General features: G+C 62.3%; 22 protein-coding genes and 1 pseudogene. 12 read left to right on the top strand and 11 right to left on the bottom strand.

Going from position 1 to position 23668, the window contains the following annotated elements:
- Nucleotides 1–218: 218 nt before the first annotated feature.
- Nucleotides 219–1490: an epoxide hydrolase family protein gene (locus ACA062_RS13855; protein ID WP_497456881.1), complete on the top strand. Its 1272-nt coding sequence runs from the start codon at nt 219–221 to the stop codon at nt 1488–1490.
- A gap of 396 nt (nt 1491–1886) precedes the next feature.
- On the opposite strand, the gene ACA062_RS13850 is transcribed toward ACA062_RS13855, so the two are convergent.
- The 3 genes from ACA062_RS13850 to ACA062_RS13840 form a co-directional block, all read right to left on the bottom strand.
- A complete protein-coding gene (locus tag ACA062_RS13850; protein ID WP_497456880.1) occupies nt 1887–2933 on the bottom strand; it encodes an NAD(P)H-dependent flavin oxidoreductase in 1047 nt (348 codons plus the stop codon).
- A gap of 50 nt (nt 2934–2983) precedes the next feature.
- A complete protein-coding gene (locus ACA062_RS13845) occupies nt 2984–3373 on the bottom strand; it encodes a tautomerase family protein (RefSeq protein WP_497456879.1) in 390 nt (129 codons plus the stop codon).
- Nucleotides 3374–3486: 113 nt separating this feature from the next.
- Nucleotides 3487–5004 carry a CoA-acylating methylmalonate-semialdehyde dehydrogenase gene (locus tag ACA062_RS13840; protein WP_497456878.1) on the bottom strand — a complete coding sequence of 506 codons (1518 nt, stop codon included), beginning with the start codon at nt 5002–5004 and terminating at the stop codon, nt 3487–3489.
- A gap of 196 nt (nt 5005–5200) precedes the next feature.
- On the opposite strand from ACA062_RS13840, the pseudogene ACA062_RS13835 reads away from it, so the two are divergent.
- A pseudogene (locus ACA062_RS13835) lies at nt 5201–5278 on the top strand (DUF6124 family protein); the annotation flags it as partial.
- 407 nt (nt 5279–5685) lie between these two features.
- On the opposite strand, the gene ACA062_RS13830 reads toward ACA062_RS13835, so the two are convergent.
- Nucleotides 5686–6375, bottom strand: coding sequence for an MOSC domain-containing protein (locus ACA062_RS13830; RefSeq protein WP_497456877.1), 690 nt, complete (start codon nt 6373–6375; stop codon nt 5686–5688).
- Nucleotides 6376–6491: 116 nt separating this feature from the next.
- Between ACA062_RS13830 and ACA062_RS13825 the strand changes: the two genes are divergently transcribed.
- Nucleotides 6492–7373 (top strand): LysR family transcriptional regulator, encoded by an 882-nt coding sequence (locus ACA062_RS13825; protein ID WP_497456876.1) that lies wholly within the window; start codon nt 6492–6494, stop codon nt 7371–7373.
- 90 nt (nt 7374–7463) lie between these two features.
- On the opposite strand, the gene ACA062_RS13820 is transcribed toward ACA062_RS13825, so the two are convergent.
- Genes ACA062_RS13820 through ACA062_RS13805 form a run of 4 tightly spaced genes read right to left on the bottom strand, consistent with a single transcriptional unit; the run spans nt 7464 to nt 11067 of the window.
- Nucleotides 7464–8468 carry an NAD(P)H-dependent flavin oxidoreductase gene (locus tag ACA062_RS13820; RefSeq protein WP_497456875.1) on the bottom strand — a complete coding sequence of 335 codons (1005 nt, stop codon included), beginning with the start codon at nt 8466–8468 and terminating at the stop codon, nt 7464–7466.
- Nucleotides 8469–8471: 3 nt separating this feature from the next.
- Nucleotides 8472–9026, bottom strand: a complete 555-nt coding sequence (locus ACA062_RS13815) for a cytochrome b (RefSeq protein ID WP_497456874.1) — start codon at nt 9024–9026, stop codon at nt 8472–8474.
- Nucleotides 9027–9082: 56 nt separating this feature from the next.
- The gene (gene actP, locus ACA062_RS13810) at nt 9083–10756 is read right to left on the bottom strand and encodes a cation/acetate symporter ActP (RefSeq protein WP_497456873.1); all 1674 of its coding nucleotides are present in this window, start codon (nt 10754–10756) and stop codon (nt 9083–9085) included.
- On the bottom strand, nt 10753–11067 hold the full coding sequence (locus ACA062_RS13805) for a DUF485 domain-containing protein (protein ID WP_497456872.1): 315 nt from the start codon (nt 11065–11067) through the stop codon (nt 10753–10755). Before ACA062_RS13805 ends, actP begins: the two co-directional genes overlap by 4 nt.
- Nucleotides 11068–11339: 272 nt before the next feature.
- On the opposite strand from ACA062_RS13805, the gene ACA062_RS13800 reads away from it, so the two are divergent.
- Complete coding sequence (locus tag ACA062_RS13800) at nt 11340–12239, top strand: LysR substrate-binding domain-containing protein (protein ID WP_497456871.1); 900 nt, start codon at nt 11340–11342, stop codon at nt 12237–12239.
- Nucleotides 12240–12244: 5 nt separating this feature from the next.
- Here ACA062_RS13800 and ACA062_RS13795 read toward each other — a convergent pair whose 3' ends face one another.
- The 3 genes from ACA062_RS13795 to ACA062_RS13785 all read right to left on the bottom strand — a co-directional run bounded on the left by ACA062_RS13795 (nt 12245) and on the right by ACA062_RS13785 (nt 15352).
- Nucleotides 12245–13483 (bottom strand): MFS transporter, encoded by a 1239-nt coding sequence (locus ACA062_RS13795; RefSeq protein ID WP_497457418.1) that lies wholly within the window; start codon nt 13481–13483, stop codon nt 12245–12247.
- Nucleotides 13484–13499: 16 nt separating this feature from the next.
- Entirely contained in the window at nt 13500–14708 is a 1209-nt protein-coding gene (locus ACA062_RS13790) for a YbfB/YjiJ family MFS transporter (protein WP_497456870.1), read from the bottom strand.
- A gap of 128 nt (nt 14709–14836) precedes the next feature.
- Nucleotides 14837–15352, bottom strand: coding sequence for a winged helix-turn-helix transcriptional regulator (locus tag ACA062_RS13785; protein ID WP_497456869.1), 516 nt, complete (start codon nt 15350–15352; stop codon nt 14837–14839).
- 101 nt (nt 15353–15453) lie between these two features.
- On the opposite strand from ACA062_RS13785, the gene ACA062_RS13780 reads away from it, so the two are divergent.
- The 8 genes from ACA062_RS13780 to ACA062_RS13745 all read left to right on the top strand — a co-directional run bounded on the left by ACA062_RS13780 (nt 15454) and on the right by ACA062_RS13745 (nt 23652).
- Nucleotides 15454–16083 carry a cysteine hydrolase family protein gene (locus ACA062_RS13780; protein ID WP_497456868.1) on the top strand — a complete coding sequence of 210 codons (630 nt, stop codon included), beginning with the start codon at nt 15454–15456 and terminating at the stop codon, nt 16081–16083.
- Between the two features lie 4 nt (nt 16084–16087).
- Entirely contained in the window at nt 16088–17653 is a 1566-nt protein-coding gene (locus tag ACA062_RS13775; RefSeq protein WP_497456867.1) for an aldehyde dehydrogenase (NADP(+)), read from the top strand.
- 177 nt (nt 17654–17830) lie between these two features.
- Nucleotides 17831–19285, top strand: coding sequence for a M15 family metallopeptidase (locus tag ACA062_RS13770; RefSeq protein ID WP_497457417.1), 1455 nt, complete (start codon nt 17831–17833; stop codon nt 19283–19285).
- Between the two features lie 63 nt (nt 19286–19348).
- Nucleotides 19349–20020 (top strand): GntR family transcriptional regulator, encoded by a 672-nt coding sequence (locus tag ACA062_RS13765; protein ID WP_497456866.1) that lies wholly within the window; start codon nt 19349–19351, stop codon nt 20018–20020.
- Between the two features lie 105 nt (nt 20021–20125).
- A complete protein-coding gene (locus tag ACA062_RS13760; protein WP_497456865.1) occupies nt 20126–21058 on the top strand; it encodes a 4-hydroxyproline epimerase in 933 nt (310 codons plus the stop codon).
- A complete protein-coding gene (locus ACA062_RS13755; protein WP_497456864.1) occupies nt 21055–22170 on the top strand; it encodes an NAD(P)/FAD-dependent oxidoreductase in 1116 nt (371 codons plus the stop codon). The genes ACA062_RS13760 and ACA062_RS13755 overlap by 4 nt, the downstream gene beginning before the upstream one ends.
- Nucleotides 22163–22399 carry a (2Fe-2S)-binding protein gene (locus tag ACA062_RS13750; RefSeq protein ID WP_497456863.1) on the top strand — a complete coding sequence of 79 codons (237 nt, stop codon included), beginning with the start codon at nt 22163–22165 and terminating at the stop codon, nt 22397–22399. Before ACA062_RS13755 ends, ACA062_RS13750 begins: the two co-directional genes overlap by 8 nt.
- Nucleotides 22396–23652 carry an FAD-dependent oxidoreductase gene (locus ACA062_RS13745; RefSeq protein ID WP_497456862.1) on the top strand — a complete coding sequence of 419 codons (1257 nt, stop codon included), beginning with the start codon at nt 22396–22398 and terminating at the stop codon, nt 23650–23652. The genes ACA062_RS13750 and ACA062_RS13745 overlap by 4 nt, the downstream gene beginning before the upstream one ends.
- Nucleotides 23653–23668 lie beyond the last annotated feature (16 nt).

Raw genomic sequence — 23668 nt, 5'->3', positions numbered from 1 at the left:
CCTTGTTTTGCGAAAAAGGGATCAGCCAGAGCAATCCGTATGCACTGGGCGCTCGGGTCGAGCTCGCTCAAGCGCCCGCAAGCTTTCACGATGGCGTCCGCGGCCGAAATAGGCCGTTTCCGATATGGGCGTAGGATGCTTCCGAGTTTTGGTGCGCTTGGTCTACATTAGAAATGAGCACGGCATCACTCATCCGCCCCTCAACCGAGGAAGTGAAGATGAAGCACCTATTCGCGGTCGTTCTGGCGGCCCTTTCGCTTGCCATTTCACCCCCCGCCAGTACAGCGCCCACCGACGACGCCAACGCCATCCGCCCTTTCCACGTCGCCATTGCGGACAAGGACCTCGCCGACCTGCGCACCCGCCTCCTGGCGACCCGCTGGCCGGACAAGGAGACGGTTGCCGATCGCTCACAGGGCGCGCAGCTGGCGCAGTTGCAGGCGCTGGTTCGCTACTGGGGCACGGACTACGACTGGCGCCAGGCCGAGGCGCAGCTCAATGCGTTGCCGCAGTACATGACCACCCTCGACGGGGTCGATATCCATTTCATCTGGGTGCGCTCGCCCAGTCCGAACGCGCTGCCAATGATCATGACCCACGGTTGGCCAGGCTCGGTGTTTGAGTTCATCGAGGTCGTCGGCCCTCTGGCCGATCCGGCCGCGCATGGGGGCAATGCTGCCGATGCATTCGATCTGGTGATTCCGTCCATTCCTGGCTACGGCTTCTCCGGCAAGCCGGGTGGCACCGGTTGGGACCCGGACCACATCGCGCGGATCTGGGCGCAACTGATGCAGCGCCTGGGATACACCCACTACGTAGCCCAGGGTGGCGACTGGGGGGGCCCGATCACCAGCGCGATGGCGCGCCAGGCACCGGCGGGGTTGCGCGGCATTCATCTCAATCTGCCGGCGACGATTCCACCGGAAGCGGGCGCGGCACTCGCTGTCGGCGGGCCGGCGCCGGCGGGATTCTCCGAGGAGGAACGCGCGACTTACGACGCCGTCGCCACCCTCGTCAAACAGGGCAACCTGGCTTACAGCACGATGATGGCGGCTCGGCCGCAGATGATGGGCTATGGCGCGACGGACTCGCCGGCCTTCCTCGCCGCGCTGTTGCTGGTGCATCCGGGATTTTCCAAATGGACGTACGGCGCCGACCCTCGGCAGTCGCCGACCAGGGATCAAGTGCTGGATGACATGACGTTGTACTGGCTGACGAACAGCGCCGCTTCGTCAGCGCGGCTCTACTGGGAGAACATGGGACGCAGCCCACTTTCTTCGAGCGCACAGAAGACCACCGAGATCACGCTACCGGTGGCCGTCACGGTGTTTCCGGATGACGTCTACTATCCGCCTGAGAGCTGGGCCAAACGCGCTTATGGCAACCTGATTTACTTTCACAAAGCCGACAAGGGTGGCCACTTCGCAGCCTGGGAACAGCCGCAGCTGTTTACCGAGGAACTGCGCACGGCGTTCCGATCGTTGCGCTGAAGCGCAAGGTCGCCCCGAAATCGTCCTTAGTCAGAGGGTGATGGATGTCAGTGAGTAGCCCGGTTCAGGGCTGGATCAGGCACATTGAGAAAGTTATTCCAGAGCTCATAGGCATCGTGATGTCTCTTGGTCGCATCGTCCCACGCCGGCCCTGAAACACAGCGGGATGACACCAGCACCATCATGCCCATCGTAGCGGCGTCCAGTTCGATCAGTAGTGCGTGGGATTGGGTCCTGAATTCTTCGACCGATATCATTGTGAGTGCCCCGGGCGGAAATCACCGCCATTGAAAAAGCAATTGCCTATCGGACGGTCGAGTACGGCCATCACAGAAGATTCCTGCAGCCCGACCGCCGGTACGTGCCGTCCGGATCTGGAACACTCGCTGTATCGAGTCAGAATGTCATTTGCGCGGCCAGCAGTTTCACCAATGCCGCCGCCGGCATTTCACGGGCCAGTGGCGCCCCCTGCCCGGCCCACTGCACGGCAAAATCAGTGTTGCCGCGGGCGCTGGCCGCCACGTTGAGCGCCTTGTTGGCGTCATAAGTGAACGGATAATCCGGCAGCGTGCCAGTCACCTCCAGGCACGTGAAGTTGCGATTGACCATGCCCCGGGCGGGACGGCCGGAAATGACGCTGGTGACCCGGGTCTGATGCGCCCGCGGACCTTTGAGGGCCTCACGATAGGCGCCGTTGGCGGAAGATTCCGGGCAGAGGATGAACGCCGTACCCAACTGCGCGGCACTGGCGCCCAGTTGCATCACCGCCTTGATGCCTGCGCCGTCCATGATTCCGCCCGCCGCAATCACCGGGAGGCTGCATTCAGCGCTCAGCACACGTACCAGCGCGAAGGTTCCCATTTCAGTGTCCTGCCCTGGCTCGAATACCCCGCGATGCCCACCGGCTTCGTAACCTTGAGCCACCAGGGCATGCACCCCGGCGTGTTCCGCCAACCGCGCTTCGGCCAGGTTGGTCACCGAACACAACAAGATGATGCCAGCGGCCTTGAGGGCATCGATCGCCGATTGCGCGGGCAAGCCAAAATGGAAGCTGACCACCGCAGGCTTTTCTTCCAGCAGCATCTGCAGCATGTCCGGGTCTTCGACGAATGAGGTATAGATCTCACGCAGCGAGGCAGGCGCAACGGCGCCGAACTCGGCAAAAAAAGGAGTCAGGTCGTTCAGCCATTGCGAGGCCCGGACAGCGTCATGCACCGCAGGCTGGTGGCAGAACAGATTGACGTTGAAGGGCTTGTCCGTCAGCGCCGCCGTCTCTCGCAGCATGGCCCGCGCCTGTTCGACGTTGCTTGCGCCGATGCCGATGGACCCCAGCGCACCGGCATTGGACACCGCAGCCGCGAGTCTTGGGGTGGAAACGCCGACCATGGGCGATTGAATGATCGCATGTTCGATGTTCAACAGAGACAGCAGAGGATTGGACATGGCATCACCTGTAAGAAATGTGCGGATGAGTGGAAGCGGACCGCCAGAGCCTAGAGTTCCCCGGTGAGGAATTGCGCCCTGCCACGGCCGAAGGACCAGTCCGCATCGGCGTTCTCCACCAGCGAAACGATCAGGTCGTCGGGCGACAGGCCGCAGTCGGCTTGCAGCTTCTCGGCGAGCAACCGGTAGAACGTGGTTTTCTGTTGCTGCGAACGCGGTCGGGAAATCACCGTCAGCAAGACCACATTGGCCAAACGCGTGTAACCCAGACCCGTGTCTTGCAGCACCAATTCCCCTGGACGATGTTGCGTGACGCATTGGTAGCGATCACTGGCAGGCACTTCGAAAGCCAGAACCATGGCCTGATGGGCGACATCCAGCAGCGCCTTGAGTTGTTCGTCATTGCGCCCCTGGATGATGTCGAACTTGAGCAGCGGCATCACGATTCACCTTTGCGGAAAAAATCGGGAGCGAGGAATTCGCCCCCAGGGAAAAAGGATGGCGTGCAGCCCGTGCCTCCCGACATCCAACCCGAAACCATCAATAGCAATGCCTACTTGGAAGTCGGCATCGCAAATTCGGCGCCTTTGGCGATGCTGTTCGGCCAGCGCTGCATGATCGACTTCTGCTTGGTATAGAAGCGCACACCCTCCTCGCCATAGGCGTGCGTGTCGCCAAACAGCGAGCGCTTCCAGCCGCCGAAACCGTGCCACGCCATGGGCACCGGGATCGGCACGTTGATGCCGACCATGCCGACCTGAATCCGGCTGGCGAATTCCCGCGCAATGTGGCCGTCGCGGGTATAACAAGCGGTGCCATTGCCGAACTCGTGGGAGTTGACCAGATCGACAGCCTCGGCAAAGTCCTTCACCCGCATGCACGCCAGTACCGGGCCAAAAATCTCTTCTTTATAGATCTTCATCCCGGCGCTGACATGGTCGAACACCGTGCCGCCGAGCCAGAAACCCTGCGCACAATCGGCACCGGCTTGCTGGCCGTCAAAACCACGCCCGTCGACCAGCAACTCAGCACCTTCGCTGACGCCTTGTTCGATGTAACCGGTGATACGTTGCAGCGCTGCATGCGACACGATCGGGCCCATCTCGGCCGCCAGGTTCATGCCCTCGAGCACCTTGAGCGTCCGTGTGCGCTCCACCAGTTTCGGTATCACCTTATCGGCGACATCACCGACAAACACCGCCACCGAGATCGCCATGCAACGTTCGCCGGCGGAGCCGAAAGCCGCGCCGATCAGTGCGTCGACCACCTGGTCGATGTCGGCGTCGGGCATCACCACCATGTGATTCTTCGCCCCGCCCAGTGCCTGCACGCGCTTGCCGTGGCGGGCGCCCGTCTCGTAGATGTGGTTGGCGATCGGCGTCGACCCGACAAAGCTCACGGCCTGGACGTCGGGGTGATCCAGCAGCGCATCCACCGCCTCCTTGTCGCCCTGCACCACGTTGAACACACCGTCCGGCAGCCCGGCTTCCTTGAACAGTTCGGCGATCAGCAGCGCGGGCGAAGGATCGATCGGGCTGGGCTTGAGCACGAAGGTGTTGCCGCAGGCGATGGCCACCGGGAACATCCACATCGGCACCATCACCGGGAAGTTGAACGGCGTGATGCCGGCCACAACGCCCAGTGGCTGGCGCATGGTCCAGTTGTCGATGTTGGTGGAGACCTGCTCGGTGTAGTCACCCTTGAGCAACTGGGGAATGCCGCAGGCGAACTCGACGACCTCGATGCCGCGCGTCACTTCGCCCTGGGCATCGGTGAAGACTTTGCCGTGCTCGGCGGTGATCATCCGCGCCAGGGTGTCGCGGTGCTCGTTGAGCAGCGCCAGGAACTTGAACATGATGCGGGCGCGGCGCAGCGGCGGCAGCGCCGACCAGGCCGGGAAAGCGGCCGCTGCCGACTTCACTGCCGTGTCGACATCAGAAGCGTTGGCCAGCGCCACCTGGCCAATGACCGAACCGGTGGCGGGGTTGGTGACGTTCTGCGTGCGGCTTGAAGTACCTGGCGTTGCGCGGCCGTGAATGTAGTGGGCGATCTCTGCGGGCTGGTTGCTCATGGCGGGTGTCCCCTGGTGGTGGATAAGAGCCATCTCTTGTTGTTGTCAGGAAAGTGCCAGGCGGTGGGTCGGTGTGCCTGTCAGGGGCAAAGTAGGCCAGCCTCTGGATCATGTAAAATGATGATTAATGATCTTATGGATCACAAATTATGAAATAACTTTTGCGACAGCCACGACGGATGAGGCCGCAACTAGGTTGGGCATTTCCAACAGCTTCATGGTGGCGCAGATCACGGCGAACCGGATGCTGGATCAGATTGATCCGCCTGCGTAGACGCAGTGGTCTGTGGCGAGGGAGCTTGCTCCCGCTGGGTTGCGAAGCGACCCCAACAATGGAACTGCTGCGCAGTCCAGCGGGAGCAAGCTCCCTCGCCACAGATGGGTGTTTGATGCTGGATTATTTAGCGGTTGCTGGTCACCGAGATCAAAAGATCGCAGCCTCGCTTCGCTCGACAGCTCCTACAGGGGCAGGTGTTCGGGGCGTACGCAAATCCCGAGTCCGGCAAAGATCCAGTGTATGAGCTGGCTTGCCAGCGAAGGCGGACTGGCATCTGGCATCTATGTCGACTGACACGCCCTCTTCGCTGGCAAGCCAGCTCCTACAGGTAATCGGGGTGCACACAAAATCCCATGTCCGACCAAGCCGCCTGTAAGGCCGCCAATCGTCCTGGTTCAGCTCGCTCAGGGCTGTGCAGTTATCTCGGTCCCCAGCGTCCTTTGCAGCCACTGCGCCCGTTTCGTCAGACGTTGCTGCCAGTCCTCGGCCAAGCCATGGGTTGCCGCCAGCGCCAGCAGATCGTCGATCAACGGCCGGTGCGACAGCTGCACCTGCCAGAACTCATCAATGGAGAAGCGCTCGGTGTGCCGTTCCAGCAGTTCGATCCTGTCCCCCGCCTCGACGAATCCCGGCTGGATGACCCGGTAATACCAACCGGTGATTCGCTCTTTGGCGACGTGCATCGACATCCGCTCGGCATCAAAGCGATGATTGATTTTCCAGCACGGACTGCGCGGCTGAGAGACCTGCAACACGGCACTGCCCATCTGGAACACGTCGCCGATATGCACGTTTCGTTCAGAGAGCAAGCGTGCTGAAACATTCTCCCCCAGGCTGCCAGGAATCAGCTCCGGGGCACTGTGCGCAAACGCCTGCGCCAATCGTTCGTAGTTCTGCGCCGCATACTGATGCACTGCCTTTTCCGGCCCTCCATGAACCCTGGGATCCCCGTGCTGGTCACCGACAATACCCTGATATTCCACGCGAGCAGGGCCTGAGATTCTCCGTTTGAAGATGCCCGTACGTTGCCCCTCGGGTTTCAACACGCCCAGGCCGCCGGCAAAGACATGATCAATGTTTGAAGTCAGTGTCATCGTTCACAACCGTGCTTGTCAGTCCTGTTTTGTTCACTTTACTAATCGCCGGCAAAGCCAGTAAAATGATGGCTCGTGATGCAATCCATCACTTTTTATGATAGGTGGCAACGATCATGGAAATGCGCCAACTGAAGATTTTCTGCGCGGTGGCCGAGCTGGGCAGCTTCACCGCCGCCGCGGTCAACGTGAATACAGTGCAGTCCAATGTCACCATGCGGGTGAAGGAGCTGGAAGCCGAACTCAACCGCGAGCTGTTCATCCGTAAAAAGTCCGGGGTCGTGCTGACCTCGGCGGGCGAAACCTTCCTCGGTTACGCGCGGCGTATCCTGCAACTCACCGAAGAGAGCCGCAGCGCCTTGATGGACACCGGTAGCCCGACAGGCCTGCTGCGGTTGGGATCGATGGAAACCACGGCCGCCATTCGCTTGCCCCAGGTCCTGACCAAGTACCGCGAGAAATTCCCCGACGTGCAGCTGTCGCTCCTCACCGGTACCACGGTCGAGCTGATCAAGGCGATCGAAGCGCATCGACTCGACGGTGCCTTCGTTGGCGGATTCCACCAGAATTCGGCGCTGGCGCAGGAAGAGGTTTTTCAAGAAGAACTGGTGTTGGTCAGCAGCAGTCATTTCGATTCGCTGGCCGCGCTCATCGATAAAATGCCCCAGCAAACCGTGCTCGTGTTCCGCACCGGCTGCTTCTATCGCTCGACCCTGGAAAACTGGTTCTACCAGGTCGGGCTGGTGCCTAACCAGATCATGGAACTGGGCACCCTCGACGGTATCCTGTCCTGCGTCGCCGCGGGTATGGGCGTGACCCTGCTGCCCAAGGCCATCGCCGAGAACTGCAGTGTGCGCCACGGCATCCGCTGCCACACCTTGCCGCCGGAATTCGCCAAGGTTTCAACGGTGTTTATCCGCAGGAACGATTCGATGATCACCTCGGCCATGAGTGCGTTCGTCGGGATGGCGCAAGAGCAGATTGCCCGGCCGGTGTAGGAGCAAGCTTGCTCGCGATGGTCGTTAACGAAAACGCGTGTTTACTGACTAAACTCGGCGCTCTCTCGTTCTTCGCGAGCAAGCTCGCTCCTACAGAGCGATCCTGCCTTGAGCGGCATGGTTGACGGCACCGCCCTCCTCCAATTCAAACCGGCTGGTTGAAATCGGCAGCCCCAGGGCAAGCTCGGCCATGCGCTGCGCAGCAGGAACGACACTGTGGATTTTCCCCACGCCCTGACCCGCGTACAGCGACAGTTTCCTGGCCATGCGCGGCTTGTCGATCGCCCGGGCGCCGCCGCCGATGAAGCGCAGCAGGTTCCACTTGTCCCGATTGGGAATTACCCGGTGCGGCGTGCCATAGGTCCAGCCGAACGAATACCCTGTGCGGTACTCCGAGTCATCGGTAGTCGCCTCGACGATTTTCTGCTTGTACAGCGGGTGCGCATTCGACTCATCGGTGGCAATGAAAGCGGTGCCCACCACCACCCCGGACGCACCGAGGGACATCAGGGCGCGGACATCGTCGCGGGTGGTGATGCCGCCGGCTGCCAACACCGGCCGCCCTTGCGCGACGGCAATGATTGCAGGTAGCAACGGCATGATCCCGATCGTGCCGCGGTTCAGGTGACCGCCACTCTCACTGCCTTGCGCCACGATAATGTCAGCACCTTGGGCGATGGCCTTTTTCGCCAGCGCTACCGAGCCCACTTGCACCATGACTACCAGCCCGGCGTCTTTCGCCCGGGGAATCATGTCGGCGGAATACGCTTCGGCATAAAACAGCGACAGCAGCCGCGGTTTTTCCTGGAGCACCACCTGAAATTGCGCTTCGAACACATCCGGGCCGCCGAACTGAGGCACCAGGTTCACCCCGAAAGGCTGGTCGGTCAGGGCGCGGGTTTCCTGCAGCCATCGGCGCAAGGCCAACGGCGGCAGACGCAGGCCACCCATGACCCCCATCCCCCCGGCGTTGGCGACTGCCGCCACCAGCGGCGGGCCGGAAATGGCCGCCATGCCGCCGAGAAAAATCGGGTACTTGACGCCACACAGTCGAGTAATGGCATTTCCGGCAAAATCAAATTTGGCTTCGTTCATTGCTCACAACTCCACATGTTTTCCAAGCATCCGCTTGAGCGTGTTGTTCTTCAGGAGAAAGTGATTCTTGATCGCGCCGAAGATATGCAGGGCCAGGCCGGCCAGGAACAATGAGGCGCCGATATCAAACAGCACATCGACGACCTGTTTCAGCGCCTGATTGGCAGGCAACAGCGCGGGTATCGCAAAGCCCCAGGGCAGAGCCGTCACCTCTGCGGCGGCAGACCTTGAAGCCCAGACCGCGATCGGCAGCAATACCATCGCCAGGGCGAGCGCCACCGCAACGGAGCGGCTGATGATCACTTCAATCGGATTGGGGGTGCCCACAGGCAAGGGATGGTAAGCCGTGACCCTGGCCCAGAACCGATAGATCGATACCAGGAACAGAATCAGGCCCATCAGGTTTTGCACCCTGGCGAGTTCCATCCGCAGAGCGTCGCTGGAGGCCTGGGCGATAAAACCCTGCAGGCAGATGATCGAGAGCAGCGAAAACGCCACGACCCAGTGCAGCGCGACAGTGATGGGTGAGAATCTCAGGCCATTGTCTCGTAATTGCATGGCTGACTCCTTTTTCAGGACATGGAAAGGACGGGGGTATCCAGGGGAGCCGCGCCTTAATGGCTGACGGCCCCGGATGCCCCAAGCCCGGTCTGGGCACGGATCAGCTGATCATCGAAACGCGCGCGCTCAAGCGCGGCCGCGCCGCTGCGATCGGTGATCGAGCCCAGCCACGTGAACAGGAAGGCCACGTTCATCGAGATGATTGCCGGGTAGTCATAAGGGAAGATCGCGTCGGCGTTGCCCAGCACCTTGACCCACACCGCAGGCGAGAGAATGACCAGGCTGACGGCGCTTATCAGGCCGGCAATGCCACCGATCAGCGCCCCTCGGGTGGTCAGCCCTTTCCAGTACATCGAAAGCACCAGTATCGGGAAGTTGACCGAGGCCGCCACGCCGAACGTCAGCGCCACCAGGAAAGCGATGTTCTGGTCCTTGAACAAGATACCCAGCACCACCGCGACGATGCCGATGCCCACCGAAGCGATCCGCGACACCCGCCGCTCGTCCTTGGCATCGGCCCGGTTTTTCCGGAAGACCATGACATAGAGGTCATGGGAAATCGCCGAGGTACCGGCCATGGTCAGTCCGGACACCACGGCCAGGATCGTGGCAAACGCGACGGCGGAGATGAAGCCGAGCAGGAAGTCTCCACCCACGGCCTTGGCCAGGTGCATCACCGGCATGTTGCCGCCGCCGATAAGCTTGCCGCCCAAAATACCCGACTCATAGAAGGCCGGGTCTTGCCCGACGATCACAATTGCAGCCAGGCCCAGCACACCAACGATCAGGTAGAAAAAGCCGATAAAACCGGTGGCGACGAACACCGATTTACGCGCCTGCCTGGCGTCCGCCACGGTAAAGAAGCGCATCAGGATGTGCGGCAATCCCGCGGTGCCAAACACCAGGCCCAGTGCCAACGAGATCAGCGACAGCGGATCGGCCACCAGCTTGCTGGGCAGCAGTATCCGCTCGCCGTCATGGTGCGCGGCCACCGCTTTCTCGAACAACAGTTCAAAGGAAAATCCGAACTTGCTCATCGCCAGGAACGCCAGCAAGGTACCGCCCACCAGCAACAGCCCGGCCTTGATGATCTGCACCCAGGTGGTGGCGACCATGCCGCCAAAGGTGACGTAGACCGCCATCAACAGACCGACCGCGATCACCGCATAGTTGTAAGGCAGACCGAACAGCAACTGTATCAACTGCCCCGCGCCGACCATCTGCACCACCAGGTAAAAGCACACCACGGTCAGTGAGCCGAAGGCGGTCAGGGTTCGAATGCGGTTTTGATCGAGTCGAAACGAGGCGATGTCCGAAATGGTGATGCGCCCCAGGTTCCTGATGCGCTCGGCAAACAGGAACAACAGCAGGGGCCAGGCGACAAAGAAGCTGATCGAGTACAGCACCCCATCGAAGCCGTTGAAGAAAATCATGCTGGTGACACCCAGCAACGCCGCGGCTGACATGTAGTCGCCGGCCAGCGCCAGGCCGTTCTGGAAGCCGGTAATCCCGCCGCCGGCGGTGTAGAAGTCCTCCATGGATTTGGTCTTGGACGCGGCCCACCAGGTGATGCCCAGTGTCGTCACCACGAACACCAGAAACATGGCGATCGCGGTAATGTTCAGGGGCTGTTTTTCGACGTGCTGCAACACGTCGGCGGCCGAGGCGCCAGTGGCGACTGCGCCCAGGAGTGCAGGAACAATGAGGTATCCAAGGACAGGTTTCATACGATTGCCCCCGCGCGGATTTCTGCGGTCAGTTCATCGAACTCACCGTTGGCCCGCAGGATGTACACACCGGTAAACAACCAGGCGCCGATGATGAAAGCGACACCCAGCGGCCAACCGATATTGATCATGCTCGTGGTGGAAAGCTTCGTCGCCAGCAGCTGGGGGGCAAACGCGGCGACGAGGATAAACGTGAAGTAAGGCACAAGGGTCGCGGCCGTCAGACAAGCGACGAATCTTCGCTGCCGTGAGACCAATTCCTTGTACCGGGGATGGTTGCGAATTCTGGCTGATTCAGATGCGTGATTCACGTTGACTCCGAGGTGCAGTGGGAAATTATTGTTGTTCCACAACCTCGGAGTCGAAGACTCGATCCGCCACTGGTTGCGGTTTGTTTGCCTGATCAACCTATGCCTGGCACTAGATCATGTAAAACGATGATTAATGATGCCTATGATCTGTTTTGATGAACCTCAGAGGCCCCGATCGCCACGCTTTGCTTGCCTTTGCCCCCCACGAAATCTAATCTCTGAAACGTAGCTTTTTCACAATCGGTTATTAGTTTTTGAGATAGGTGAATGCGATGGATGTGACGGATCTCAAAGTGGTGGATGCGGTTGCCCGGCATGGCAGCATGAACAAGGCTGCCAACGAGCTGAATACCGTGCAGTCCAACGTGTCCGCGAGGATTCGCTCACTGGAAGTCGAGCTCGGCGTGGCGCTGTTTCAGCGCAGCGCCAGGGGCGTCCAGGTCACGCCCGCGGGACGCCGCCTGCTGCCCTTCGCCGCACGGCTTTCGAAGCTGTTGCTGGATGCGTCCTGCGCCGCGCGCGATGATGGGCAGCCAAACGGTGTGCTCGAGATCGGCACGCTGGAGACCACGCTGGCGCTGCGTCTGCCGCAGCTGATTGCAAAATTTGCCAAGGCCTACCCTGAGGTCCGGCCGGTGGTTCGCACGGGCACCACCTGCAGCCTGATTCAAGCAGTGATCGACTCCAAGCTCGAAGGTGCATTCGTCGCAGGCCCGGTCAACCATCCGCAATTGCACAGCGAGCTGGCATTCCGCGAAGAGCTGGTACTGGTCACCTCCCCGGCGATTCACAGCCTGGAGGCTATCGCTGGCATCGACACGCTGAAGACCGTGGTTTTTCGCATCGGCTGCTCTTATCGACAGCGCCTGGATTCCCTGCTGGCCACCCTGGGTATCCAGGCCCCGGAGCCGCTGGAGTTTGGCTCGATCGACGCCATCATCGCCTGCGTTTCCGCCGGGGTCGGGGTCACGCTGTTGCCCCGAGGCGTGGTGGCGAACGCCGTGCGCGAGGGGTTGGTTGCCGCGCATGAGATTGCGCCAGAACTCGCCGCCGTGGAGACGGTGTTTGTCAGACGCCTCGATGGCTATTTTTCCAGCGCGTTAAGCACGTTTCTGCAGAGTGTTCGCCTGGACGGTGCCGCCGCCCCTGCGCCAATGACCCTGGCGTCATAGCTCGATCAGGTGCTGCAGGCAGTGCATCGGGTTGGCGCGATGAAGCGACGTCGCACCCACGCGTTCACCCCGGCACACAGCACCAACAGCGCGCCGGTGACCAGGAACACCGCGTTCAAACCTACATGAGCACCGATCTGGCCACCGAGCAGCGGCCCGATCACCTGCCCGGAGAACTGCGCCGATTGCAGATAGCCCAGCACTTTTCCGGTGCTGTGCTCTTCAACCGAATGCCGTATCAGCTTCGCAATCGACGGCAGCAGCCCGGCGATGGTCATGCCCATGACACCGCGTAAAACTGCCAACTGCCACCATTGCGTGACAAACGCCTGGGGCACCATGGCGATGCCCGTCAACACCAGGCAACCGACGATGACGTTCCAACTGCCGATGCGGTCTGCCAGCGCACCCAGTTTGGCGGCAGTCAAGATACTGCCCAGCGCTGAACAGGCCATCACCACGCCCGCCATCCGCGCCTGGTCATCGACGGCAACGCCAAGGTGGCCGATGTAGACGGTGATGATGGGCTCGATCGACATGTTGGCCAGAAGCACCATCATCGCGGTCATGAGCAGCGCGCCAATGATCGGCCAGTTGGAACGGACACCCTCGGGTCGGGTTTTTTTACCCCGTTGTTGGCCGTCCGAGACACGATCGAAGTCCTCACGAATGAACAGGATGGTCGTCAGCGCTGCCAGAGCGATCATCCCTCCACCGACGAAAAATGTGCCACGGATCCCTACCAGCTCCGGCAGAAATCCGCCCACCAGCGGCCCGATCAGGTTGCCGGACAAGGCTCCCGTGGACAACACACCCAGCGCCCAACCGGCTTTTTCCCGTGGCACCTGAGACCCGATCATGACGATCGAGGCCGAGGCGTAGCCGCCGATGAGCCCGGCGATCAGGCGCAGTACCACCAGATCGGTGACGTTGCGGGCCAGGCCGATCATCGACATGACAAAGGCCATGCCGATCGCCGCCCTGATCAGCATCGGCTTTCGACCGTAACGATCGGCCAGTCGCCCCCACATCGGCGCAGTTATCGCCGTACCAAAAAAAGTGGCGCCGAATGCCACCGCCGACCATTGCACCACGTCGGCCTGGTTCGTGACGCCAAGTTGTTGGACATAAAGAGGCAAGAACGGCAACAACATGCTCAGGCTGACCAGGGTGGTGAACGAGCCGAAGACACACACCGCCAGGTTGCGGCGCCAATAGGCAAGATTGCGCTCGGCATAACTCACCTCAAGAGAAGCTCCGTTATTGGTCATTGGCATTCCTGACCGCGACGACATCGATGACAAAAGCCAGCAACATCGCCGAAGTGCCGATAATGAACAGCACGCTGTAATTGCCCCCGCTGTACGAGAACAGAAACGACAAGCCATAGGCGGCCACCGCTTGAAACAGGGCAAAACCGACCGTGGCTGTCTGCCAGGCCGAACTCTGTTGGGCGGGATGCCTGGCCAGTAGTTCGTGAACCCGCCCTAACACCAGCGGCACGGTACCGGTGACAAAAGCGCCTACGACGACGCTGGATATCATCAACCAAGCGTTTCCGAGCCCGAGGGCGGGTACGGCGACGCTGATGGCCTCGATGATGAAAGACACCCGCAAGGCGCGGCCGAAGCCGATCCGGTCGGCCAATACGCCCGCCAGCAGAGGTCCGACCGTGGCGCCAATGCCAAACAGCACCCAGTACTGAGCCCCCACCTGAAGGCCTTGGCCCATGCCCCGGGCCACGAAATCCACGAGGAAAATCATGTGCGGGACCCAACCGGCAGCATTGAGTGCGTACTCGACATACAGCGCCTTGAGTGTGCCGTTGGCCGCCGGACGACGGTGCTGCGTGGGGGGGGCCGCAGGCGCGTGTGCCCTTGGCCATCCGCGCCAGGCGATGGCGGTCAACACCAGGGAAATCAGCCCAAGGCCGAGCCAGGTTTGCCGCAGGCCCTGTTCGAGCAAGAGCGGAACCAGGGTGCCAGAGGCTGCGATGCCAACGCCGACGCCCATGAAAATCACCCCACCTGCCAGTCCGCGCCGGGACGCAGGCACATGCGCCAGCACGGTGGGCGCGGCCAGCACCATCAGCGCACCACCGGAGGCTCCCGAAAGGAAGCGCCAGGCGAAGAACCACACGAAGGACACCGGCCAGGCACAGGCAAAAAACGCCAGGCTCGCCAGCAACATCATCGCCCTGAGGGTAAAGACAGTGGAGGTTTTGGCCGCCATCGAACGGCCGAAAATCGCTCCGGCCAGGTAGCCCGCCAGGTTGGCGGCCCCCAGGTAAGCGGCCTTGGAAGGGTCAAACCATTGCGCGCCGATAAGGGCCGGGAGCAGCGGCGTATAGGCAAATCGCGCCAGGCCGATGCCCACCAGGCTGGCGGAAAAACCGGCCAGGGTGCTCCACCCCGCGGAGGCTGGCCGCAGCGTGGGTTCACTGGCGATGGTTGATTTCACGCTGTTCATACCTGCCCTTCTGTTCTTTCAGATGGGCAGACAGTACTCGCGAAGCAGCAATCTTCAGAAGCGAATTAAAATGATCAATGCTATCTCTTCAACAGATATCTGGATCGGCCCCTCTGACAGCAGGACATTTAAACCGAGTCCGATCCACGATTACCCTTGAAGGCTTCACGCCGTGATTTTCGTTCGGCGGCATAAGCTTCGCTGTGCTCGCTGATCAGCTCGCCACGGCGCAATGGCTCGCCGCAGTGTTCGCACAGCGGTCCGAGGCCGGCAGGCTGGCCGCAGGTTTGATGGGTGTAGCGCACCGCCAGTCCCTCCTGCGGCGATTTGCACCAGGTTTCGCCCCAGGCGCGTAGCGCAAGCACTACCGAGTAGAAGGCCTCGCCTTTTGCGGTGAGGTGGTATTCGTAGCGCAGTGGCCGCTCGTTGTAGGGGCGCCGCGTGACGAGGCCGTCAGCCTCCATGTTTTTCAGGCGCGTGGCGACCATTTGCGGGGTGCCTGCGGTCTGCGCCTGGATCTCGTCGAAGCGATGACTGCCCATGAACAACTCGCGCAGGACCAGCACGGTCCAGCGGTCGCCCACGATGTCCTCGGCCCTGGAAATCGGGCACAAGGTGGGTGCAATGCCTGGGTTTGCCGACATATGGACTTGCCTCTTTCAATGTCACTATGATTATCATATCTACAACGTGCCATGGCAACTCCACGGCACAGGCCACCGAAAAAACCCTGGAGAACATTGCCATGTCGAAACCCCTCTACCCCCTCGACAGAACCGCCTATCTGCTGGTCGATCCCTACAACGATTTCCTGTCGGAAGGCGGCAAGGTCTATCCGTTGATCGAGCCGATCGCCACGCAAATCGGCCTGCTCGACAACCTGCGCGCCCTCGATCGCGCGGTCCGTGCCTTGGATATTCCGGTGGTCATCGTACCGCACCGCCGCTGGGAACAAGGCGACTACGAAGGCTGGGATCATCCGAGCCCGACCCAGTGCAAGGTCATGCACATGCACCACTTCGCACGCGGCGAATGGGGTGGCGAATGGCACCCCGATTTCGCGCCCAGGGACGGCGACATCGTGGTCAAGGAGCATTGGGGTTCCAGTGGTTTCGCCAACACCGACCTGGATTTTCGCCTCAAGCAAAAAGGCATCACCCACGTGATCATCGTCGGCCTGCTGGCCAATACCTGCATCGAGGCAACGGCCCGTTATGCGTCCGAGCTCGGCTACCACGTCACCCTGGTGCGCGATGCCACCGCTGCGTTCAAGCCGGAAATGATGCACGCCGCCCATGAACTCAACGGCCCGACATTCGCCCATTCCATCGTGGCCACCGACGAACTCATCGCCGCCCTGGCACAGCAGGAGTGATCCAATGAAATTGACAGAAGCCCTGATTATCGGCGCCAACGATGTCCCGGCCACCGAGGGGACGATGAAGGCGCTCAATCCCGCCACCCAGCAATTGATCGAGCCGGAATTTGCCTTGGGTGGCGTGGCCGAGGTTGACCAGGCTGCAAGACTCGCCGACGAGGCCTTTGATAGTTACAGCCATACCTCACTCGCCCAACGTGCGACCTTCCTCGACAGCATCGCCGACAATCTCGACGCCGTTCGCCAGGAGCTTGCGGCGCGGGCCGCACTGGAAACGGGTCTGCCCGCCGCGCAGCTTGAGGCCGAGGCGGCAAAAGCCGCGACCCAGTTCCGCCAGTTCGCCGAAGTCGTGCGCCAAGGCCGCTTCCTGCAGTTGGCCATCGATCCGCCGCAACCTGAGCGCCAGCCACGCCCGCGCATGGACCATCGCCTGCAGAAGATCGCGATCGGCCCGGTGGCCGTGTTCGGTGCGAGCAACTTTCCCATTTCCTACTCGGTCGCCGGGGGCGATACCGCGTCTGCCCTGGCGGCGGGCGCGACCGTCATCGTCAAGGCGCATAACGCTCACCCTGGCGCCTCGCAAATCCAGGCGCGAGCCATCCGCAAGGCCGTGCAAGACAACGGGCTGCCCGAAGGCGTGTTCTCGATGGTGCGTGGCGGCGGCAACGCGATCGGTGAAGCCCTGGTCGATCACCCCCTGATCAAGGCGGTGACCTTCACCGGCTCCGAGCAAGGCGGCATGGCGCTGTATCGTCGGGCGCAGCAACGCCCCGAGCCGATTCCGGTGTTCACCGAAATGACCAGCGTCAACCCCACCTTCATTCTCCCGGATGCGCTGGCCGAACGTGGCGACCGGATCGGTGATGGTTTCGTCGAGCGCATGCTGGTCAATGTCGGGCAAGCCTGCCTCAAGCCCGCCCTGCTGATCGCGATCGAAGGGGCTGGCTTTGAAGCGTTGCGCACGGCCATGGTCAAGCGCGTGAGCGAAGCAGCGGCACGTCCCATGCTGACGCCGGGTATCCATGCGGCCTATGTCAGCGGGCTCGCCGCCTTGGAAAACGCCGGGGCCAGTCGCATCGCCGAAGGCTACGGAGTGAATGCGCTGCTTGACGGCCGATCGGCATTGCTTGAGGTCGACGGCGCCATTTTCCTGCGCGACCCAGCGCTGGCCGAGGAAGTATTCGGTCCGTGCGCACTGCTGGTGAAGGTCAGGGACGCGGATGAAATGCTGGCTGTCGCGCGCTCGCTGCGTGGCCAGCTCAGCGCCGCCATGCACCTTGAGGACAGTGACCTGCCACTGGCCCGGCGCTTGCTGCCGGTGCTGGAACGGCGCACCGGACGCATCATCGTCAACGCCTTTGCGCATCCGCAGGAGGTCACCTTTGCCACCGTTCATGGCGGACCGTTTCCGGCTTCGTCGGACAGTCGCTTCACTTCGGTGGGCATGACGTCCATCGAGCGTTTCCTGCGCCCGGTGTGCTATCAGGGGTTTCCTGATGCTTTACTGCCCGAGGCCCTGCGTGAAAGTAACCTGCTGTTGCCTCGCAGCGTGGACGGCGCTTTGTAGGAGCGAGCTTGCTCGCGAAGGTCTTGAGGGCGACACGTTTATTCTGGAAAAACGCGTTATCGTTCACGTCCATCGTCGGAACGCCGCCCGGAGCAAGCTTGCTCCTACAGCAGCAGCCCGCATCATCGGAGGCATCACATGCGCCTTGTGTGCCGAGTCATATCCGCGTCGTTCTCGATGCCGTTTCTGCATCGTCCGGGAACCCTGCGCGCAGGCGCATGGCTGCGCTGGATCCTGTGCCTGGGCGTTTTCGCTGCCACCATGGCCGCTGCGCAATCACGGCCCGAGGGCATGGTGTATCTGCGTTCGATCGATCCGGGCATCGAGCAGGACATCCGCTATGCCAGCGCCCACAACTTCACCGGGCACCCGCTCGACGGTTACGCCGCGGCGCAGTGCCTGTTGACGCAGGACGCGGCCCAGGCCCTCGCCCGGGTACAAAAGGCACTGAGTGCCCAGGGCTATGGGTTGAAGGTATTCGACTGCTATCGACCCGGCCGAGCAGTTGCCGATATGGGGCGCTTCGCGACGGTGCCGGGTGACCCACGCAAGTCAGAATTCTATCCACGCGTGGACAAGCAGGACTTCTGGCGCCTGGGTTATGTGGCCCGTGTGTCCAATCACTCCAGAGGCTCGACCGTGGACCTGACCCTGACCGGTCCCCAGGCACTGCCCGCCGACATCTGGACGCCCTCGGCCGCGCAAGTCGATTGCACGGCGCCCTACGGCCAACGTTGGCGCGACGGCGCACTCGACATGGGCACCGGTTACGACTGCTTCGATGAGCGCGCGCATACCGACACGCCGTTGATCAACGCCGACGCGCGGAAAAATCGCCAGCTACTCAGCCGGGCCATGGAAAAGGAAGGGTTTTCCGGGTACGACAAAGAATGGTGGCACTTCACCTACAGTGGCGCGGGTCCGCGCAAGGACGTCATGGACTTCCCCATCACGCCGCTGCAGGCCAGCAACGTTCTAGACACGAGCCACCAACTGATAGTGGTCACCAGCAAAAACTGGACTGATGTTCAGGGCACGGCCCAGCGCTATGAACGGCAAGGGCAGACGTTTCGAAAATACGGGGAGCCGTTTCCGATTGTGCTCGGCAAGAACGGATTGGCCTGGGGCAAGGGCCTTGCGGACAGCCATGATCAGCGCGACGGACCGGTCAAGCATGAAGGCGATGGAAAAGCGCCTGCGGGGATATTCAAGCTGGGAACGGCGTTCGGCTACGACGGTACGGCCAACACCAAACTGCCTTACCTGGCGTTGACCTCAACCACCGAATGCGTCGATGACAGCAACTCCGGACACTACAACGAGCTGGTCGACGGATCGACTATCGCCAGGGACTGGAACAGTTCCGAACGCATGCGGCGTGACGATGACATGTATCGCAAAGGCATTTTCATCGAGCACAACACGCCGGCGGTTCCTGCCTCGGGCTCGTGCATTTTCTTCCATATCTGGCGCGGCCCTGCATTGCCGACGCTTGGCTGTACCGCCATGGATCAAGCGGATATTTCCCGTTTGTTCGGTTGGCTGGATCCGCGCCAGTCGCCGCTGCTGATCCAGTTGCCCGAGACGGAATACGAGCATGTTCGCGCAAGCTGGAACCTGCCCGAACGTTGATAGGCGGAATCACAGGGCAAATTCGTATACCATATATGCACCTCATTGCGAACGATCACCACCGTGGCCCTGACCAAACTCAACGCACCCGACCTTGGCAACTCGCCTTCGACCTCGGAAATCATCACCCGTCATCTGCGCGATGCCATCGTCGCCGGACATTTCGCCGAAGACGAACCGATTCGCCAGGACGACATCGCCCGCCAGTTCAACGTCAGCAAGATTCCGGTACGCGAGGCCCTCAAGCGCCTGGAAGCCGAAGGCCTGGTGATGTTCCAGCGCAATCGCGGGGCGATGGTCACGCGGGTGTCCGATGCGGAACTGGCGCAGATGTTCGAAGTGCGCATGCTGCTCGAAGACAAGGTACTGCGCCTGGCCATTCCCAACATGACCGAAGACACCTTCGCCCGCGCCGAACGCATCTGCCAGGAATTCATCGGCGAAGATGACGTCGGACGCTGGGCCGAGCTCAACTGGGAACTGCATGCCTGCCTGTACGAACCGGCGCAACGGCCGTTTCTGGTCGGCCTGATCCGCTCGGTCAACGACAAGCTGGAACGCTACCTGCGCATGCAGATGAGCCTGTCGGCCGGCAAGGAGCGCGCCGATCACGAACACCGGGAAATCCTCGCGGCCTGTCGCGCCGGTGACGTGGATCGGGCAGTGAAGCTGCTCGACGAGCACATTGCCGGGGTCTGCAAGACCCTGTTCGAGCACTTGCCCCACAGCCACTGACCACTGTGCTGATTTCGTCATCGGCACAGGCTAAATCCATCAAGCCGGCACCCCGCCGCACAGGCCACTCTTTCGTTCACTCATCTGAACGGACGTGGCCCTCCCATGAAACGCATCACCGTGATCGACTCCCACACCGGCGGCGAACCCACCCGCCTGGTGACCGCCGGTTTTCCCGACCTGGGCAACGGCAGCATGGCCGAACGTCGACAGCGCCTGGCCGAACAGCATGACCACTGGCGTGCCGCCTGCGTGCTCGAACCACGGGGCAGTGACGTCCTGGTCGGCGCGCTGCTCTGCGAGCCGGTAGACCCGAGCGCCTGTGCCGGGGTGATTTTCTTCAACAACAGCGGTTACCTCGGCATGTGCGGCCACGGCACCATCGGCCTGGTGGCCTCGCTGGCGCACCTGGGCAAGATCGGCCCCGGCGTGCACAGCATCGAGACGCCAGTGGGCACGGTGCAGGCAACGCTGCACGAAGACGGCTCGGTCAGCGTGCGCAATGTGCCCGCCTACCGTTATCGCCAAGCGCTGTCGCTGCAGGTACCGGGTATCGGCCAGGTGACTGGCGATGTGGCCTGGGGTGGGAACTGGTTCTTCCTGATCGCCGAGCATGGCCTGCGTATTGCTGGCGACAACCTCGATACGCTGACCGCCTATACCTTCGCCGTGCAGCAGGCACTGGACGTTCAGGGCATTCGCGGCGAAGACGGCGGCTTGATCGACCACGTCGAACTGTTCGCCGAGGACGAGCAGGCCGACAGCCGCAACTTCGTGCTGTGCCCAGGCAAGGCCTACGACCGCTCGCCCTGCGGTACCGGCACCAGTGCCAAACTGGCGTGCCTGGCGGCCGACGATAAATTGCAGCCGGGGCAGATCTGGCGCCAGGCCAGTGTCATCGGCAGCGAATTCGAGGGTTCCTACGAAATCCAGGGCGAGCGCATCGTGCCGACCATTCGCGGCCGTGCCTTTATCAGCGCCGAAGCCAGCCTGATCATTGAACAGGACGACCCGTTCGCCTGGGGCATTCGCCCGTGAACGAGGGCCGCGTAGCCGATGTGATCGTGATCGGTGCCGGCATCATCGGCGCCGCCTGTGCCCAGGCGCTGGCCCGGCGTGGCGTGCGCGTGCGTGTGCTGGACGCCGGCCTGCCCGGCGCTACGGCGGCGGGCATGGGCCACCTGCTGGTGCTCGACGACAACCCGGCAGAATTGGCGCTCAGCCAATACTCCCTGCAACGCTGGCGCGACCAGGCGCCGGCCTTGCCGGACGACTGCGCCTACCGCAGCAACGGCACACTGTGGCTGGCGGCCAATGCTGAAGAAATGGCGGTCGCCCAAAGCAAATACCGCCACCTGCAGGAACAGGGCGTGGCCTGCGAGTTGATCGGCGACCGTGCCTTGCGCCAGCGCGAACCGCAACTGCGCGAAGGCCTGGAAGGCGGCCTGCTGATCAAGGGCGACGGCATCCTCTATGCCCCGGCGACTGCACGCTGGATGCTCGATTCCCCCAACATCAGCCAACACCGGGCACGGGTCAGCGAAGTCGACGGAAACCGCGTACGCCTCGACGACGGCCACTGGCTGAGTGCCGATGCCGTGGTGCTGGCCAACGGCATCCAGGCCAACGAGCTCTGCCCCGAGCTGCCGATCGAGCCGAAAAAAGGCCACTTGCTGATCACCGATCGCTACCCCGGAACAGTCACCCATACCCTGGTGGAGTTGGGTTATGTCACCAGCGCCCACAACGCCACTGGCCCCTCGACCGCCTGCAATATCCAGCCGCGGCCGACCGGGCAACTGTTCATCGGCGCGTCACGGCAGTTCGGCACCACCGACCCGCAGGTCGAAGGCTGGATGCTGGCGAAAATGCTCAGGCGCGCCACCGAGTACATGCCGGGTCTGGCCGCGCTCAACGGCATCCGCGCCTGGACCGGCTTTCGCGCCGCGAGTCCCGACGGCCTGCCGCTGGTGGGCCCGCATCCGCATCGCAAAGGCTTGTGGCTGGCGGTCGGGCACGAGGGGCTGGGTGTCACGACCGCCCCGGGTACAGCCGACCTGTTGGTCGCACACCTGTTCAACGAAACGCCGCCACTGGCGGCGCAACCTTATCTGCCCCAGCGTTTTCTCGAGGAGTCGGTGTATGCCTGAATTGATGCTGGACGGCCAGGCGTTGAAGGTGGCTCAAGGGACCAGTGTCGCGGCAGCACTGGCGCTGGGCGGGGATGGTTGCAGTCGCACCTCGGTCAGTGGCCAGCGCCGCGCACCGCTGTGCGGCATGGGCATTTGCCAGGAATGCCGGGTGACCATCGACGGTCGGCGCAGGCTCGCCTGCCAGACACTGTGCCGTGACGGCATGCGCGTGGAGACTCGGGCATGAGCGAATACGCCGATCTGCTGATCATCGGTGCCGGGCCCGCCGGCATGGCCGCGGCACTCGCTGCGGCGTCCAGCGGTGCCCGCATCGTCCTGCTCGACGACAACCCGTTGCCGGGTGGGCAAATCTGGCGCGACGGGCCTCAGGCCAACCTGCCGAAGCAGGCGCGTCAGATGCGCGAGCGACTGCAGGCGTGCAGCAACATCCGCCGCCACGCCGGCACGCGGGTAATTGCCTGTGCCGGCCCGAAACACTTGCTGGTCGAAGACCCCGATCGTGGCTGGCTGATCGGCTACGACAAACTGGTTCTGTGTACAGGCGCCCGGGAGTTGCTGCTGCCCTTCCCCGGCTGGACCTTGCCCGGGGTGACGGGTGCCGGCGGTCTACAGGCGCTGATCAAGGGTGGTTTGCCCGTACGGGATGAACGTGTGGTAATCGCCGGCAGCGGGCCGTTGCTGCTGGCCAGCGCCGCCACCGCTAAACATGACGGCGCCCAGGTGCTGCGCATTGCCGAGCAAGCCTCCACGGTCGCCGTCGCCGGTTTCGCTGCGCAACTGCCACGCTGGCCGCACAAACTGCTGCAGTCGTTGACCTTGTTCGACCGTCATTATCGGAGCGGGACCCATGTACTGGCCGCTCTGGGCAATGCGCGACTGGAAGGCGTGCGCCTGCAACAGCAAGGGAAAATCGTCGAATTGGAATGCGATCGCCTGGCGTGCGGCTTCGGTTTGATCCCCAACACCCGGCTTGGCCAGGCCTTGGGCTGCGAGCTCGACGGCCTGGCGCTGGCCGTCGATGCGTGGCAGGCCAGCAGCCGCGCCAATCACTACGCGGCGGGTGAATGCACCGGTTTCGGCGGCAGTGAACTGGCGTTGGTCGAAGGTGCAATCGCCGGTCACGCCGCGGTTGGTGATGTTGATTCGGCCCGAGCATTGTGGCCTCGGCGTACGCACTGGCAGGGTTTCGCCGACGCCCTGAACAAGGCATTCGCCCTCGACCCGCAACTCAAGTCGCTGGCGCAACCCGACACCCTGGTGTGCCGCTGCGAAGACGTGCCTTACGGGCTGCTTGCCGGGCACACTGACTGGCGCGAGGCCAAACTGGCCAGCCGCTGCGGCATGGGCGCCTGCCAGGGCCGGGTGTGCGGCGGCGCCACGCAGCACTTGTTCGGCTGGCAACCCTCGGCGCCACGACCGCCATTCAGCCCGGCGCGGATCGAGACCTTGTTGTGCCTGGACGACACCCCGCCGGCCTGAATCCCGGCCCGGGGCT

It is taken from the genome of Pseudomonas sp. LBUM1679, assembly GCF_059695565.1.
This window is presented reverse-complemented; position numbering and strand designations above follow the sequence as displayed.

Excerpts from the sequence above, each read along its gene's own strand:
- ACA062_RS13785 (WP_497456869.1), bottom strand. The coding sequence starts at position 15,352 with ATGTCGGCAAACCCAGGCATTGCACCCACCTTGTGCCCGATTTCCAGG.
- ACA062_RS13845 (WP_497456879.1), bottom strand. The coding sequence starts at position 3,373 with ATGCCGCTGCTCAAGTTCGACATCATCCAGGGGCGCAATGACGAACAA.
- ACA062_RS13850 (WP_497456880.1), bottom strand. The coding sequence starts at position 2,933 with ATGTCCAATCCTCTGCTGTCTCTGTTGAACATCGAACATGCGATCATT.
- ACA062_RS13750 (WP_497456863.1), top strand. The coding sequence starts at position 22,163 with ATGCCTGAATTGATGCTGGACGGCCAGGCGTTGAAGGTGGCTCAAGGG.
- ACA062_RS13790 (WP_497456870.1), bottom strand. The coding sequence starts at position 14,708 with ATGAACAGCGTGAAATCAACCATCGCCAGTGAACCCACGCTGCGGCCA.
- ACA062_RS13775 (WP_497456867.1), top strand. The coding sequence starts at position 16,088 with ATGAAATTGACAGAAGCCCTGATTATCGGCGCCAACGATGTCCCGGCC.
- ACA062_RS13745 (WP_497456862.1), top strand. The coding sequence starts at position 22,396 with ATGAGCGAATACGCCGATCTGCTGATCATCGGTGCCGGGCCCGCCGGC.
- ACA062_RS13840 (WP_497456878.1), bottom strand. The coding sequence starts at position 5,004 with ATGAGCAACCAGCCCGCAGAGATCGCCCACTACATTCACGGCCGCGCA.
- ACA062_RS13770 (WP_497457417.1), top strand. The coding sequence starts at position 17,831 with ATGCCGTTTCTGCATCGTCCGGGAACCCTGCGCGCAGGCGCATGGCTG.
- ACA062_RS13815 (WP_497456874.1), bottom strand. The coding sequence starts at position 9,026 with ATGCAATTACGAGACAATGGCCTGAGATTCTCACCCATCACTGTCGCG.
- ACA062_RS13820 (WP_497456875.1), bottom strand. The coding sequence starts at position 8,468 with ATGAACGAAGCCAAATTTGATTTTGCCGGAAATGCCATTACTCGACTG.
- ACA062_RS13830 (WP_497456877.1), bottom strand. The coding sequence starts at position 6,375 with ATGACACTGACTTCAAACATTGATCATGTCTTTGCCGGCGGCCTGGGC.
- ACA062_RS13825 (WP_497456876.1), top strand. The coding sequence starts at position 6,492 with ATGGAAATGCGCCAACTGAAGATTTTCTGCGCGGTGGCCGAGCTGGGC.
- ACA062_RS13855 (WP_497456881.1), top strand. The coding sequence starts at position 219 with ATGAAGCACCTATTCGCGGTCGTTCTGGCGGCCCTTTCGCTTGCCATT.
- ACA062_RS13800 (WP_497456871.1), top strand. The coding sequence starts at position 11,340 with ATGGATGTGACGGATCTCAAAGTGGTGGATGCGGTTGCCCGGCATGGC.
- actP (WP_497456873.1), bottom strand. The coding sequence starts at position 10,756 with ATGAAACCTGTCCTTGGATACCTCATTGTTCCTGCACTCCTGGGCGCA.
- ACA062_RS13760 (WP_497456865.1), top strand. The coding sequence starts at position 20,126 with ATGAAACGCATCACCGTGATCGACTCCCACACCGGCGGCGAACCCACC.
- ACA062_RS13780 (WP_497456868.1), top strand. The coding sequence starts at position 15,454 with ATGTCGAAACCCCTCTACCCCCTCGACAGAACCGCCTATCTGCTGGTC.